The organism is Pseudomonas sp. Leaf127 (genome assembly GCF_001423155.1).
Classification (GTDB): Bacteria; Pseudomonadota; Gammaproteobacteria; order Pseudomonadales; family Pseudomonadaceae; genus Aquipseudomonas; species Aquipseudomonas ovata.
On sequence record NZ_LMOA01000022.1, the window covers coordinates 625,860 to 638,945 of the forward strand.

General features: G+C 64.4%; 13 protein-coding genes. 5 read left to right on the forward strand and 8 right to left on the reverse strand.

What is annotated here, in order from left to right:
* The first annotated feature begins 132 nt into the window (after positions 1-132).
* Together ASF84_RS20640 and ASF84_RS20645 are read left to right on the forward strand one after the other, a co-directional pair.
* On the forward strand, positions 133-1,023 hold the full coding sequence (locus ASF84_RS20640) for an esterase/lipase family protein (RefSeq protein ID WP_056840700.1): 891 nt from the start codon (positions 133-135) through the stop codon (positions 1,021-1,023).
* Between the two features lie 116 nt (positions 1,024-1,139).
* Positions 1,140-2,150, forward strand: a complete 1,011-nt coding sequence (locus tag ASF84_RS20645) for an AI-2E family transporter (protein WP_056840701.1) — start codon at positions 1,140-1,142, stop codon at positions 2,148-2,150.
* A gap of 374 nt (positions 2,151-2,524) precedes the next feature.
* Here ASF84_RS20645 and ASF84_RS20650 read toward each other — a convergent pair whose 3' ends face one another.
* Positions 2,525-3,790: an Hsp70 family protein gene (locus ASF84_RS20650; RefSeq protein ID WP_056840702.1), complete on the reverse strand. Its 1,266-nt coding sequence runs from the start codon at positions 3,788-3,790 to the stop codon at positions 2,525-2,527.
* A gap of 132 nt (positions 3,791-3,922) precedes the next feature.
* On the opposite strand from ASF84_RS20650, the gene ASF84_RS20655 reads away from it, so the two are divergent.
* The 3 genes from ASF84_RS20655 to ASF84_RS29800 all read left to right on the forward strand — a co-directional run bounded on the left by ASF84_RS20655 (position 3,923) and on the right by ASF84_RS29800 (position 7,012).
* Entirely contained in the window at positions 3,923-5,593 is a 1,671-nt protein-coding gene (locus ASF84_RS20655) for a DUF4153 domain-containing protein (protein ID WP_056840703.1), read from the forward strand.
* A 147-nt stretch (positions 5,594-5,740) separates the two neighbouring features.
* Positions 5,741-6,679, forward strand: a complete 939-nt coding sequence (gene cbpA, locus ASF84_RS20660) for a curved DNA-binding protein (RefSeq protein WP_056840704.1) — start codon at positions 5,741-5,743, stop codon at positions 6,677-6,679.
* Between the two features lie 177 nt (positions 6,680-6,856).
* Positions 6,857-7,012: a hypothetical protein gene (locus ASF84_RS29800; protein WP_156684313.1), complete on the forward strand. Its 156-nt coding sequence runs from the start codon at positions 6,857-6,859 to the stop codon at positions 7,010-7,012.
* A gap of 744 nt (positions 7,013-7,756) precedes the next feature.
* Here ASF84_RS29800 and ureC read toward each other — a convergent pair.
* From ureC to urtE, 7 genes are all read right to left on the reverse strand, one after another.
* A complete protein-coding gene (gene ureC, locus ASF84_RS20665; protein ID WP_056840705.1) occupies positions 7,757-9,457 on the reverse strand; it encodes an urease subunit alpha in 1,701 nt (566 codons plus the stop codon).
* Positions 9,458-9,598: 141 nt separating this feature from the next.
* Positions 9,599-9,904 (reverse strand): urease subunit beta, encoded by a 306-nt coding sequence (locus ASF84_RS20670; RefSeq protein WP_056840706.1) that lies wholly within the window; start codon positions 9,902-9,904, stop codon positions 9,599-9,601.
* Entirely contained in the window at positions 9,901-10,434 is a 534-nt protein-coding gene (locus tag ASF84_RS20675; protein WP_056840707.1) for a GNAT family N-acetyltransferase, read from the reverse strand. The genes ASF84_RS20670 and ASF84_RS20675 overlap by 4 nt, the downstream gene beginning before the upstream one ends.
* A gap of 12 nt (positions 10,435-10,446) precedes the next feature.
* The gene (locus ASF84_RS20680) at positions 10,447-10,995 is read right to left on the reverse strand and encodes a GNAT family N-acetyltransferase (protein ID WP_056840708.1); all 549 of its coding nucleotides are present in this window, start codon (positions 10,993-10,995) and stop codon (positions 10,447-10,449) included.
* Positions 10,996-11,005: 10 nt separating this feature from the next.
* The gene (locus ASF84_RS20685; RefSeq protein ID WP_056840709.1) at positions 11,006-11,308 is read right to left on the reverse strand and encodes an urease subunit gamma; all 303 of its coding nucleotides are present in this window, start codon (positions 11,306-11,308) and stop codon (positions 11,006-11,008) included.
* A gap of 81 nt (positions 11,309-11,389) precedes the next feature.
* Positions 11,390-12,235, reverse strand: coding sequence for an urease accessory protein UreD (locus ASF84_RS20690; protein WP_056840710.1), 846 nt, complete (start codon positions 12,233-12,235; stop codon positions 11,390-11,392).
* Between the two features lie 48 nt (positions 12,236-12,283).
* Positions 12,284-12,982, reverse strand: a complete 699-nt coding sequence (gene urtE, locus ASF84_RS20695) for an urea ABC transporter ATP-binding subunit UrtE (protein WP_056840711.1) — start codon at positions 12,980-12,982, stop codon at positions 12,284-12,286.
* Positions 12,983-13,086 lie beyond the last annotated feature (104 nt).

Below are 13,086 nucleotides of genomic sequence, written 5' to 3' on the forward strand. Positions count from 1 at the left end.
GGGAGTTCGATGCAATATATCCACATGGCCTGAGCCGGCACGCGCTGTGCCTCTTCGTCGCGTCGCACGGCCCGGCCGCTCGACAGCGCCTAGGCTCAATCGCGTCAAAGGTTTGCCATCAGGAGCGCCTCCATGAGCGATGAATATGCGACCCGCTATCCGTTGTTACTGGTGCCCGGCCTGCTGGGGTTTGTGCGGTTTGTGGTCTACCCCTACTGGTTCGGCATCATCAAACCCCTGGAACGCGGCGGTGCCCGTGTATTTCCGGTGATGGTGTCCGGGGTCAACTCCTCCGAGATCCGCGGCGAACAACTGCTGCTGGTGATCGAGCAGGTCCTGCGCGACACCGGGGCGACCAGGGTCAACCTGATCGGCCATAGCCAGGGAGCGTTGACCGTGCGCTATGTCGCCGCCCGGCGCCCGGATCTTGTGGCCTCGGTCACCTCGGTCGCCGGTCCCAACCACGGTTCGGAACTGGCTGACTACCTGGAGCGGCGCTTTGCGGTCGGTACGCCGGGCGGGCGAGTGGTCAATGCCATCATCGGCCTGCTGGCCTGGCTGATTACCGTGTTCGAGACCGGCTATCGCGGCCCGAAGCTGCCGACCGACATCAGCGCTTCGCACCAGTCGCTGACCACCACCGGGGTGGCGTTGTTCAATCGCCAGTACCCGCAAGGCTTGCCGGCCACTTGGGGCGGGCAGGGGGCTGAGGAGGTCAACGGTGTGCGTTACTACTCCTGGTCGGGGGTTCTCAAGCCCGGTGTGACCAATCGCGGGGGCAACCTGATCGATGGTTCCAACCTCACCTGCCGGCTGTTTGCCCGCACCTTCGTCAAGGAGCGTGGCCAGTGCGACGGCATGGTCGGGCGCTACAGTTCGCATCTGGGCCAGGTCATCGGCGACGACTTTCCGCTGGATCATTTCGACATCGTCAACCAGATGATGGGCCTGGTGGGCAAGGGCGCCCGGCCTGTGCAACTGTTTCTCGACCATGCCGCGCGGCTGAAGGCCGCAGGCCTCTGACACGCCTGGCATCGATCTTTATGACATTGCACGCGCCCTTGGTTGTCCGATCACTGGTTCTCGGTGTGGAAGGCTGGCAGACTGCCTGCCTGTTCAGGCTGCCGGTATGAGGCTGTATGCCAACGTTTTCTTCACGCCAGGTGTTCCTGGCCAGCTGGATCATCATGTTCGGCGGTTTGCTGCTGATTCTGCCATTCAGGTTATTGCCCAGCCTGCTGGCCGGTTTGCTGGTGTTCGAGCTGGTCAACATGCTGACTCCCAAGCTGCAACGGCTGATTGCCGGCGAGCGCGCCCGCTGGCTGGCGGTGGCCCTGCTCGGCACGCTGGTGGTCAGCCTGCTGGCCTTGCTGTTCGCCGGTGCTTTCAGCTTTATCGTGCACGAGGCAGAAAACCCGGGCGCCTCGCTGGATAAATTCATGACCCTGATCGACCGGGCGCGCGGCCAGTTGCCGCCGTTCATCGAAGGCTACCTGCCGGCCAGTGCGGCAGAGTTCCGGGTGTCGCTGGTGGTGTGGCTGCAAAAGCACATCGGCGAACTGCAACTGATCGGCAAGGGCGCGGCGCACATGTTCGTGACCATGCTGATCGGCATGGTGCTGGGGGCGATCATTGCCTTGCAGCGCATCAGTGACGTCAGCAGCCGCAAGCCATTGGCCGCCGCGTTGTTCGACCGCTTGTACCTGCTCAGCCAGGCGTTTCGCAACATCGTGTTCGCGCAGATCAAGATTTCGCTGCTCAACACCGCGCTGACCTCGATCTTCCTGGCGGTGGTGCTGCCGTTGTGCGGCATTCACCTGCCGCTGACCAAGACCCTGATCTTCATGACCTTCCTGCTGGGCCTGTTGCCGGTGGTCGGCAACCTGATGTCCAACACGCTGATCTTCATCGTCGGCCTGTCGGTGTCGCTATGGGTCGGGGTGGCCGCGCTCAGCTACCTGATCGTGATCCACAAGGTCGAGTATTTCCTCAACGCCCGCATCGTCGGCGGCCAGATCAGCGCCAAGTCCTGGGAGCTGCTGCTGGCCATGCTGCTGTTCGAAGCCGCCTTCGGTCTGCCCGGCGTGGTGGCAGGACCGGTGTACTACGCCTACTTCAAGAGCGAGCTGCGCAAGGAAGGGCTGGTGTAAAACCCGCACAGTCGCGTAGGAGCCCGCTTGGCGTGGGCCGCACTCGGACGACCGGCTGCGCAGCAGTCGTAAAATTGCAGCGTTTCACAGATTTCTGCGAGCGCTGCGCACTCGGTCGCCGGCAGAGCCGCCTCCCACAAGTGGCGATGCCTCGGCCGTGTTGGACGACCGGATCGACAACCGCCTCAACCGCTGACACCACCACGCCCCGCCGGCTTACGCGCCCCCCCGTAGGAGCCCGCTTGCCGGCGACCGGCTGCGCAGCAGTCGTAAATTCTCAGCGTTTCACAGATTTCTGCGAGCGCTGCGCACTCGGTCGCGGGTAAACGCGCTCCTACCGGGTCCCCTGTTTGATGCGCGACAGCGTGCCGCCTTTACCCGTAGCGCTTCTTGGCTTCGATGGCCAGGCCGCTGCCGATGCTGCCGAAGATATTGCCTTCTACATGCCGGGCGTTGGGCAGCATCTGCGAGACGCTGTTGCGCAGCGCCGGAATGCCGCTGGAACCGCCGGTGAAGAATACGGTGTTGACCTGCTCGACGCTGACGCCGGCCTTGTTCAGCAGTTCGGTCACGCTGTTGCGCACTTGCTGCAATTGCGTGTCGATGGCGCTCTCGAACAGTGGGCGGGTCAGTTCCACACTCAGCCCGGCCTCGATGCGGTCCATGGCCACCAGGCGCTGTTCGGCCTGGGTCAGCTCGATCTTGCTGGCTTCCACTTCCATGGCCAGCCAGTGCCCGGCGCGCTGCTCGATCAGCTTGAACAGGCGGTCGATGCCGCTGGCGTCTTCGATGTCGTAGCGCATGTTGCCCAGCGCCAGGGTGGATTTTTGCGAGTAGACGCTGTTGATGGTGTGCCAGGTCGCCAGGTTGATGTGATGGCTGGTGGGCATGAACGCCCCGCTTTTCATCCGGCTGCCATGGCCGAACAGCGGCATCACGCCTTGCAGGCTCAACTGCTTGTCGAAGTCGGTGCCGCCGACGTGCACGCCGCCTGTGGCCAGGATGTCCTGCTGACGGTCGTCCAGCAGGCGGCGCTCGGGCGACAGGCGCACCAGCGAGAAGTCCGACGTACCGCCGCCGATGTCGACGATCAGCACCAGTTCTTCCTGCTCGATGGTCGACTCGTAGTCGAACGCCGCAGCGATGGGCTCGAACTGGAACGACACGTCCTTGAAACCGATCTTGCGCGCCACGGCGGCCAGAGTGTCTTCGGCTTCCTGGTCGGCCTGGGCGTCGTCATCGACGAAATGCACCGGGCGGCCCAGCACCACTTGCTCGAACTCACGCCCGGCAGTGCGCTCGGCGCGCTTTTTCAGCTCGCCGATGAACAGCCCGAGCAGGTCGGTGAACGGCATGGCCGTGCCCAGCACGCTGGTGTCGTGCTTGATCAGCTTGGAGCCCAGCAGGCTCTTGAGCGAGCGCATCAGCCGGCCTTCATAGCCTTCGAGGTATTCGTGCAGGGCCATGCGGCCATAAGCCGGGCGTCGCTCTTCGAGGTTGAAGAACACCACCGACGGCAGGGTTATCTTGTCGTCCTCCAGCGCAATCAGCGACTCCATGCCCGGGCGCAGCCAGCCGACAGTGGAGTTGGACGTGCCAAAATCGATGCCACAGGCACGGGCCGGGGATTGGTCATTCATGAGCGGTGCGTTCCAGTGAAAAAAACGGCCGCGCAGTTTATGTCAGCAGGGCGCGATTGCGTAGTGCTGTTGTCCGATTGCTGTGCATCGATACACTCTCGCCTTCACTTGGCCGTGCCATAAGGAAATGCAATGTCTTCACCCGATAAGCAATCGTTGCCGCTGTACCTGGGCATTGGCCTGCTCCAGGCGCTGGTGCTGGTGGTCGCCGTAAAATGGGAGGCCGCCTGGCTGGCCGCCATCGTGCTGGTGCTGGGCCTCAACCTGCAATTGCTGGGTCGTGAGGCACTGCAGCGCCGGGCCTGGGTGTGGAGTGTGCTGTTGACGGGGCTGATCACGCTGGTGACGACCTGGGCCTGGACGCCTGCGCTGCCAGGCGCCTACGATCCGGAGTGGTCGATCGTCAGCTGGGTCATGGCCGGCACTCTGATCACCTACATTGCCACGGCGTTCATCCTCAGTTGGCCGTCGGGGCAGGGCTGGCGGCTGCCGTACGAGGCTCTGTTCCGCCACGCCTGGAACACCGCCTTTATCGTGTTGCTGGCGCTGCTGCTCATGGGCCTGTTCTGGAGCCTGTTGCAGTTGTGCGCGAGTCTGTTCGAGATGATTGGCATCACGTTTCTGCAGCAGGCGATCAATCAACAGAGCGTCATCATCGTTTGCCTGGCACTGGTGTTTTCGCTGGGGATGCGCATGGGCCGCGACAACGAGCGGGTCATCGGCCTGCTGCGTGGCATCCTGCTGAGCCTGTGTCATTTCCTGGCGCCGCTGGCGGCCCTGATCGTCCTGCTGTTCAGCCTGAGCCTGCCCTTCACCGGGCTTGAGTCGATCTGGAAGACCGGCTATGCCACAGCAATTCTGTTGTCACTGGTGGCCATCACCGTGTTCCTGATCAACGGCGTGTTCCAGGACGGTCGGCAGCCGTGCCCTTATCCGCGCTGGCTGCGCTGGGTGATCGATGCCGGCCTGATCTGCCTGCCGGTGCTGGTGGCGCTGGCCGGTTACTCGACCTGGTTGCGCGTCAGCCAGTATGGACTGTCGCCTTCGCGGGTCATCGGCCTGTTGCTGGTGGGCATCGCCACGCTGTACAGCGTGGCGGGATTGTACGCGGTGCTGCGTAGCCGCACGGCCTGGCTGGGCAGCCTGCGCCGGAGCAACCCGTGGCTGGCGTTGCTGGTCTGCAGTGCGTTGCTGGCGATCCACAGCCCGTGGCTCAGCCCGGTGGAGCTGAGCGCGCGCAACCAGGTCCAGCGCCTGCTGGATGGCCGTACCCCGGCGCAGCAGTTCGACGCCGATTACCTGTACTACAAGCTGGGTACGCCCGGACGTCGGGCGTTCGAATGGCTGGAGAGTCATCTCGACCAACAGACGCAATGGGATGCTGCCACGCGCGCGGTGATCCGCGAGCGCCTGGACGAGGGTCGCGATGGTCGCCTGCGCCAGCGCCCGGTCACCGAGGCGAACCGGGTCTGGATCGGCGAGCCGGTCGAAGGCCATGAGCAGTTCGCCAACCCCAAACTGGGCGGCCTGGACTGCAACCGCCTGCAATGTACGTTGTGGGCGGTGGACTTGAGCGGCGATGGGCGCAACGAGGTGATCCGTTTTGCCACCAACACCCAGGTCGAATTCTTCCGGCGCACGGATGAGGGGCGCTGGGTGCTGGCCGGCTACCTGCAGGGCAATTACAACACGCAAGGGCTGGCCGAACAGATCCGCCAGGGCAAGGCCCGCGTGGTCGCGCCGCGTTATCGCAACCTGCAGACCGACGACCAGCTTTACACTCCGTATGAGTCTGACGACTGATGAAATGTGTAAACGATCATCATGCACTCGGCCATCGTGGCCGTTTGCCGATACACTCTGCGACTTTGCGCGGTCGCAGATGTCATTGTCTGAGACAACCTGCGAGTCTCTGCGCAGCGACCGATAACAGGTACGGGTGAGTGTGCGATGGATTTCAAAGACTATTACAAGATACTCGGGGTAGAGCCTGGCGCCGATGACAAGGCGATCAAGGCGGCGTATCGCAAGCTGGCACGCAAGTATCACCCCGATGTCAGCAAGGAAGCCGGCGCCGAAGAGAAGTTCAAGGAGGCCACCGAGGCCTACGAGGTGCTTGGCAGCCCGGACAAGCGCGCCGAGTACGAAGAGTTGCGCAAGTATGGCCACCAGGGCCGGCCTTTCCAGGCGCCGCCCGGCTGGCAGAGCCGTGCCGGCGCCGGTGGCTTTGGCAACGACACCACGGATTTTTCCGAATTCTTCAGCTCCATCTTCGGCGGCGGCCGTGCCCAGCCGGGTGCGCGCCCGCGCGGGCGCAAGGGCCAGGACGTGGACATGGAACTGGCGATCTTTCTTGAAGAAAGCCTTTCCGGCGAGTCGAAGAAGATCAGCTACAAGGTGCCGCAGCACAACGCCAGCGGCCAGCGCATGGCCGATATCACCAAGACCCTGAACGTGAAGATTCCGGCCGGGGTTACCGATGGCGAGCGCATCCGCCTGAAGAACCAGGGCGCACCGGGGGCCGGTGGCGGTGAGAACGGCGATCTGTACCTGACCATCCGCCTGGCGCCGCACCCGCTGTTCGAGGTCGAAGGCCATGACCTGGTGATCAATGTACCGCTGGCCCCCTGGGAAGCGGCGCTGGGCACCAAGGTCGCGGTGCCGACCCTGACCGGCCGGATCAACCTGACCATCCGCCCCGACAGCCAGAACGGCCTGCGCCTGCGAGTCAAGGGCAATGGCTTGCAGGACAAGCAGGGCCAGCGCGGCGACCTGTATGCGCAAGTGAAGATCGTCATGCCGCCCCAGGCCGACGAAGCCACCCGCGCCCTGTGGCAGAAACTGGCCGACAAGGCCGCGTTCGATCCGCGCAGTGGCTGGGGTCGTTGATCGCTTGAGGCACGTGCAGGCTTGCAGGGCGTTTACTGTCATTTCTGTCAGTAGACGCCGGTGCTGGCGAGTCTTACGGTAGGCTGGTCACTGCATGACTGGAGCCCATCATGAACACACCGGATTTCCTGGCCTTCCGATGATGTTGCGTTTGGAAAGCCGACCTTTTACCTCGTCTTGCGACGCACACTCCTGAACCAGGGCAAGCCTCAGGATATCGGCTTGCCGGGGGCGGTAAACGATGCATTGCAGGCGCTGGGCGTGATCAGTACCGAGCGCTCCTTTCTGAGTTACCTGGATGCCGCTGACGATGAAGCGCCGGCTGCAACCTAAGGACCAGTACTGTTTACCCACGGCTCAACAGGGCCTGTGGGAGGACAGTGAGGCCGACACATGGGCAGCGGCTTTACCGACGCCTTCGCCAGCAGAGCTGCCTCCCACAGGTCTTGTGGCGTGCACGAGACCCGAGATCACATCATATTGTGGGAGGGGGCTCTGCNGCGGCTTTACCGACGCCTTCGCCAGCAGAGCTGCCTCCCACAGGTCTTGTGGCGTGCACGAGACCCGAGATCACATCATATTGTGGGAGGGGGCTCTGCCCGCGATGAGGCCAGCAAGACCAGTACACCTGCTGCGCCTGACACATAGCCATCGCCGGCAAGCCGCCTCCCACAGTCTGGTGTCAGGCCCGAAATTCAGGGCGACATCCAACCTGTGGGAGGCTGCTCTGCAGCGGGCGGCGATCCGGCGATGTGGCCAGCAAGGCCCATACACCTGCTGCGGCTTTACCGACGCCTTCGCCAGCAGAGCTGCCTCCCACAGGTCTTGTGGCGTGCACGAGACCCGAGATCACATCATATTGTGGGAGGGGGCTCTGCTGCGGCTTTACCGACGCCTTCGCCAGCAGAGCTGCCTCCCACAGGTCTTGTGGCGTGCACGAGACCCGAGATCACATCATATTGTGGGAGGGGGCTCTGCCCGCGATGAGGCCAGCAAGACCAGTACACCTGCTGCGCCAGTCCCATAGCCATCGCCAGCCGCTGTCTCCCACAGGTTTGCGTCAAGGCTTGACACAGGTCAGAACAGAAAATACCGCTGCGCCATCGGCAGCACTTCGGCCGGTTCACACCACAGCAGCACGCCATCGGCCTTGACCTGGTAGGTCTGCGGGTCGACGTCGATCACCGGCAGGTAGTCGTTATGGATCAGGTCCTTCTTCTGCACGCTGCGGCAGCCCTTGACCACGGCGATCTGCTTTTGCAGGTTCAGCGTCTGCGGCACACCGGCCTCGAACGCGGCCTGGCTGATGAAGGTCAGGCTGGTGGCGTGGATCGCGCTGCCGTAACTGGCGAACATCGGGCGGTAGTGCACCGGTTGCGGGGTCGGGATCGAGGCGTTGGCGTCACCCATCAGGCTGGCGGCAATGGCGCCGCCCTTGAGGATCAGCGTCGGCTTGACGCCAAAGAACGCCGGGCGCCACAGCACCAGGTCGGCCCATTTGCCCACTTCCACCGAGCCCACTTCATGGCTGATGCCGTGGGTGATCGCCGGGTTGATGGTGTACTTGGCGATGTAGCGCTTGGCGCGGAAGTTATCGTTGCCCGGTGCGTCTTCCGGCAGCGGACCGCGCTGCTTTTTCATCTTGTCGGCGGTCTGCCAGGTGCGCAGGATCACCTCGCCCACCCGGCCCATGGCCTGGCTGTCGGAGCTGAGCATCGAGAACGCGCCCAGGTCGTGGAGGATGTCTTCGGCGGCGATGGTCTCGCGGCGGATGCGGCTTTCGGCAAAGGCCACGTCTTCGGCGATGCTCGGGTCCAGGTGATGGCAAACCATCAGCATGTCCAGATGTTCGTCGATGGTATTGCGGGTGAACGGCCGGGTCGGGTTGGTCGAGCTGGGCAGCACGTTGGGTGAGCCGCAGGCCTTGATGATGTCCGGCGCATGGCCGCCACCGGCGCCTTCAGTGTGGTAGGTGTGGATGGTGCGGCCCTTGAACGCGCCCAGGGTGGTCTCGACGAAGCCCGACTCGTTCAGGGTGTCGGTGTGGATCGCCACCTGCACGTCGTAGTCATCGGCCACGTTCAGGCAGTTGTCGATGGCCGCCGGCGTCGTGCCCCAGTCTTCGTGCAGCTTCAGGCCAATGGCGCCGGCCTTGACCTGCTCGATCAACGGGCCGGGCAGGCTGGCGTTGCCCTTGCCGGTGAAGCCGATGTTCATCGGAAACGAATCGGCGGCCTGAAGCATGCGCGCCATGTGCCAGGGACCGGGCGTGACTGTGGTGGCGTTGGTGCCGGTGGCCGGGCCGGTGCCGCCGCCGATCATGGTGGTGACGCCGCTCATCAAGGCTTCTTCGATCTGCTGCGGGCAGATGAAGTGAATATGGGTGTCGACGCCGCCGGCGGTGAGGATCATGCCTTCGCCGGCGATGACTTCGGTGGCGGCGCCAATGGCGATGGTCACGTCTGGCTGGATGTCCGGGTTGCCGGCCTTGCCGATGGCGGCGATGCGGCCGTTCTTGAGGCCCACATCGGCCTTGACGATGCCCCAATGGTCGATGATCAGCGCGTTGGTGATCAGCGTGTCGACCACCTCGGCGGCCAGCAACTGACCCTGGCCCATGCCGTCGCGGATCACCTTGCCGCCGCCGAACTTCACTTCTTCACCGTACGTGGTGAAATCCTTCTCGACCTCGATCCACAGCTCGGTGTCGGCCAGGCGCACCTTGTCGCCGACGGTGGGGCCGAACATGTCGGCGTAGGCTTGTCTGGAGATTTTCATGGGGTTCCTTGATGTCTTTATTTATCGCGCCGCAGGACCCTGGGACCGGCCGTAGGACCGGCTTCAGCCGGGAAACAGGCACCACCGATTTTTACCGTTCGCGTCGTTCGCCGCCTGGCACTTCGGCAAGGGCGGGGGGCGTTACAGGTCGCCCATGACCCGGCCGGCGAAGCCGTACACCTTGCGCAGCCCGGCCAGGTCCACCAGCTCGACCTCGCGGGCCTGGCCTGGCTCGAAACGCACTGCCGTGCCGGCCGGGATGTTCAGGCGCATGCCGCGACTGGCGGCACGGTCGAAGGTCAGGGCGTCGTTGGTCTCGAAAAAGTGAAAGTGCGAACCCACCTGGATCGGTCGGTCGCCGCTGTTGGCCACCGTCAGGCTCAGGGTGCGGCGCCCGGCGTTGAGTTCGATCTCGCCGGGCTGGATCTGGTACTGGCCAGGAATCATGACGCGTGCCTCAAGGTCTTGAAGTAAATGGCGGTCGGCCGATAGCGGCCTTCGGGGGTGGCGCAGTAGTCCGGCAGTTCGCCGACGCGGTCGTAGCCCAGGGCGCGGTAGAAGGCTTCGGCCGGTGACTGTGCTTCGGTGTCGAGGTGCAGCAGGCCACGTTGCTGTTGCACGGCGGCCTGCTCCAGCACCGCCATCAACTGCCGGCCCAGGCCGCGTTGACGGGCCGAGTGCAGGACCATGAGTTTCTGCACTTCGGCGCGGTTGAGCCCGTTGGGCTTCTGGCACAGCGCCAGTTGCACACTGGCCAGCACCTGTTCGTGCTCCACTACCACCCACAGCAACAGGCTGTGGCTGGCGATATCGGCTTTCAGCCCGTCGACCCAGGCCAACGCCTGCGCCTGGTCCAGGTCGGCCATGAACCCCACCGACGCGCCATGCTGCACGGCATCGAGCAACAGCCCCGCCAGGCCCTGGCGGTAATGGGCAAAACTGTCCACGGTAACGCGTCGCAATTGTCCGGGGTTCATGGGGACGTCCTGTCAGAGAGAGGGGGGTGAGGGGGCCTGGGAGGCCGGTGCTGCTGCACCCGGCGACAGGTCCAGTTGCATGAAGGTCAGGTCCAGCCAGCGGCCGAACTTGGTGCCCACCTGGGGCATTTGCCCGGTGATGATGAAGCCCAGCCGCTCGTGCAGGGCCACTGAGGCGATGTTGCCGCTTTCAATGGCGGCGACCATGATGTGCTTGTCGCAGGCCCGGGCGCGTTCGATCAATGCACGCATCAGGGCCGGTCCCAGGCCCCGGCCGCGCTGGTCGGCGCGCACGTACACCGAGTGCTCGACGGTGTGGCGAAAGCCCTCGAAGGGGCGCCAGTCGCCGAACGACGAATAGCCCAGCACCTGGCCTGCAGCATCGACCGCCACCAGGATCGGGTAGGCCTGGGCCTGGCGGGCGGTGTACCAGGCCTGGCGGTTGGCCAGGTCGACCGGTTGCTCGTTCCAGATTGCGGTGGTGTTGAGCACCGCGTCGTTGTAGATGGCCAGCACCCCTGGCAGGTCGGCGGGCAGGGCGTCGCGGATGACAATGTCCATGCAACCTCCGTCAGGCAATCGGCTGGTGCACGGTCACCAGCTTGGTGCCGTCGGGGAAGGTGGCCTCGACCTGGATTTCCGGGATCATTTCCGGGATGCCTTCCATCACCTGTTCGCGGCTGAGCAGGGTGGTGCCGTAGTGCATCAGTTCGGCGACCGTCTGGCCGTCACGTGCACCTTCGAGCAGGGCGGCGCTGATCAGCGCCATGGCTTCGGGGTAATTGAGCTTCAGGCCACGCGCCAGCCGGCGCTCGGCCACCAGGCCTGCGGTGAAAATCAGCAGTTTGTCTTTTTCGCGGGGCGTCAGGTCCATGGGGATTCCGTTTGGGTGGCAGGTTCTTGGTGCTTTCGCGGCTGAAGCCGCTCCTACGGCAACAGACCCTGGGTCCATGTATCACGTATTCCAGATTCTCGGCACCCGCGCTTCGCGGCCCAGCAGGGCCGGGCGCAGGTGGCGCCAGAGTTCGATCAGCCAGGCCCTGGCATGCAGGGCTTCGTCGGCCAGGCAGCGGGCCACGATCAAGCCGGGTAGCTGGGTCAGGTCGCCGCGCACCGGGTTGGGCATGTTCAACGAACGGCAGGTTTCCAGCAACTCGCTGCCCGCTTCGCCGGTCATCAGCAAGGTGGCGAACACCGTCTTGCCATCCAGGCCGATCGGCGAGTCCAGCAGGCCGTCGCCGCCCTCCAGGCGCTGGCGCTCGTGCCAGAGCAGGCGGCCGTCGCGGCGGATCTCCAGCTGCGACTGGAAATAGCCCTGGGCGAAACGTTCGCCACTGGCCGGGCGACCCAGCGCCACCACGTCCCAGTAGCACAGCCGGGCATCGCCGTGCAGGTTGATGCACGTCTCCAGCTGCGCCTGTGCCTGGCTGAAAACGATGGTTTCCTGCGGCAGCCACTCCAGCGTGGCACCGGGCTCGACGTGCAGGTCCAGATGCTGGAAGGCAGGGCCGGCAGCGCGGTACCACTTGGCGGCGCCGGGGCTGGTCAGTTGCGCCCAGGCCTGGGGCCCGACCTGCGCCGAAATAGCCAGCCGGTCGCCGCCGGCGATGCCGCCGGGGGGGTGGACAATGATGTGCTGGCACACCTCGGGACCCTCGGCATACAGGTGCTTCTGCACCCGCAACGGCCCCAGGTGGCGGCGTTGTACCGGGCGGGTGCTGTCACCGAAGCGGGCGTAGCCCAGCTCCAGCTCGGCGTGCCAACTGGGGGTGAACAGGGCGGTGCTGGCAGGCAGGTTCATGAGGTCGTCATCATTCGATACACAGACAGGCACACCTTAACCGGGCCATCAGATCGTCACCAGCCCGCGCACGCCTTCGGCTTCCATGGTTTCGCCGCGACCCTGCTGCACGATCTCGCCGCGCGACATCACCAGGTACTGGTCGGCCAGCTCGGCGGCAAAGTCGTAGAACTGCTCGACCAGCAGAATGGCCATGTCACCCTGTTCGGCCAGGCGCTTGATCACCGCGCCGATCTCCTTGATCACCGAGGGCTGGATGCCTTCGGTGGGCTCGTCGAGGATCAGCAGGCGCGGGCGGCTGGCCAGCGCCCGGCCGATCGCCAGTTGCTGTTGCTGGCCGCCGGACAGGTCGCCGCCACGGCGATGCTTCATCTGCAACAGCACCGGGAACAGCTCGTAGATATGCGCCGGCACTTCTTTGGCCTCTGATCCCGGAAAGCGCGACAGGCCCATCAGCAGGTTTTCCTCGACCGTCAGCCGGCCAAAGATTTCCCGCCCTTGCGGCACGTAGGCGATGCCGGCGTGCACCCGCTGGTGCGGCTTGAGCGCGGTGATGGGCTTGCCTTCCCACTGCACCTTGCCCTCTTTGGAGGGCAGCAGGCCCATCAGCACCTTGAGCAGTGTGGTCTTGCCCACGCCGTTACGGCCCAGCAGGCAGGTGACCTCGCCGACTTTTGCCTCGAACGACAGGCCGCGCAGAATGTGGCTGCCGCCGTAGTATTGGTGAAGCTGTTCGACTTGAAGCATCGTCTGTTCCTATCTCTGGCGGCTCGCTCACCCCCGTAGGAGCGGCTTCAGCCGCGAATGACGCGAATGCTGTGAAGAGGGGGTGCCTGTGCCCGGCTGAAGCC

Coding starts and splice junctions, on each gene's coding strand:
- ureC (WP_056840705.1), bottom strand. CDS start 9,457: ATGAAAATCTCCAGACAAGCCTACGCCGACATGTTCGGCCCCACCGTC.
- ASF84_RS20685 (WP_056840709.1), bottom strand. CDS start 11,308: ATGGACCTGACGCCCCGCGAAAAAGACAAACTGCTGATTTTCACCGCA.
- urtE (WP_056840711.1), bottom strand. CDS start 12,982: ATGCTTCAAGTCGAACAGCTTCACCAATACTACGGCGGCAGCCACATT.
- ASF84_RS20655 (WP_056840703.1), top strand. CDS start 3,923: ATGTCTTCACCCGATAAGCAATCGTTGCCGCTGTACCTGGGCATTGGC.
- ASF84_RS20645 (WP_056840701.1), top strand. CDS start 1,140: ATGCCAACGTTTTCTTCACGCCAGGTGTTCCTGGCCAGCTGGATCATC.
- cbpA (WP_056840704.1), top strand. CDS start 5,741: ATGGATTTCAAAGACTATTACAAGATACTCGGGGTAGAGCCTGGCGCC.
- ASF84_RS20680 (WP_056840708.1), bottom strand. CDS start 10,995: ATGGACATTGTCATCCGCGACGCCCTGCCCGCCGACCTGCCAGGGGTG.
- ASF84_RS20690 (WP_056840710.1), bottom strand. CDS start 12,235: ATGAACCTGCCTGCCAGCACCGCCCTGTTCACCCCCAGTTGGCACGCC.
- ASF84_RS20640 (WP_056840700.1), top strand. CDS start 133: ATGAGCGATGAATATGCGACCCGCTATCCGTTGTTACTGGTGCCCGGC.
- ASF84_RS20675 (WP_056840707.1), bottom strand. CDS start 10,434: ATGAACCCCGGACAATTGCGACGCGTTACCGTGGACAGTTTTGCCCAT.
- ASF84_RS20670 (WP_056840706.1), bottom strand. CDS start 9,904: ATGATTCCTGGCCAGTACCAGATCCAGCCCGGCGAGATCGAACTCAAC.
- ASF84_RS20650 (WP_056840702.1), bottom strand. CDS start 3,790: ATGAATGACCAATCCCCGGCCCGTGCCTGTGGCATCGATTTTGGCACG.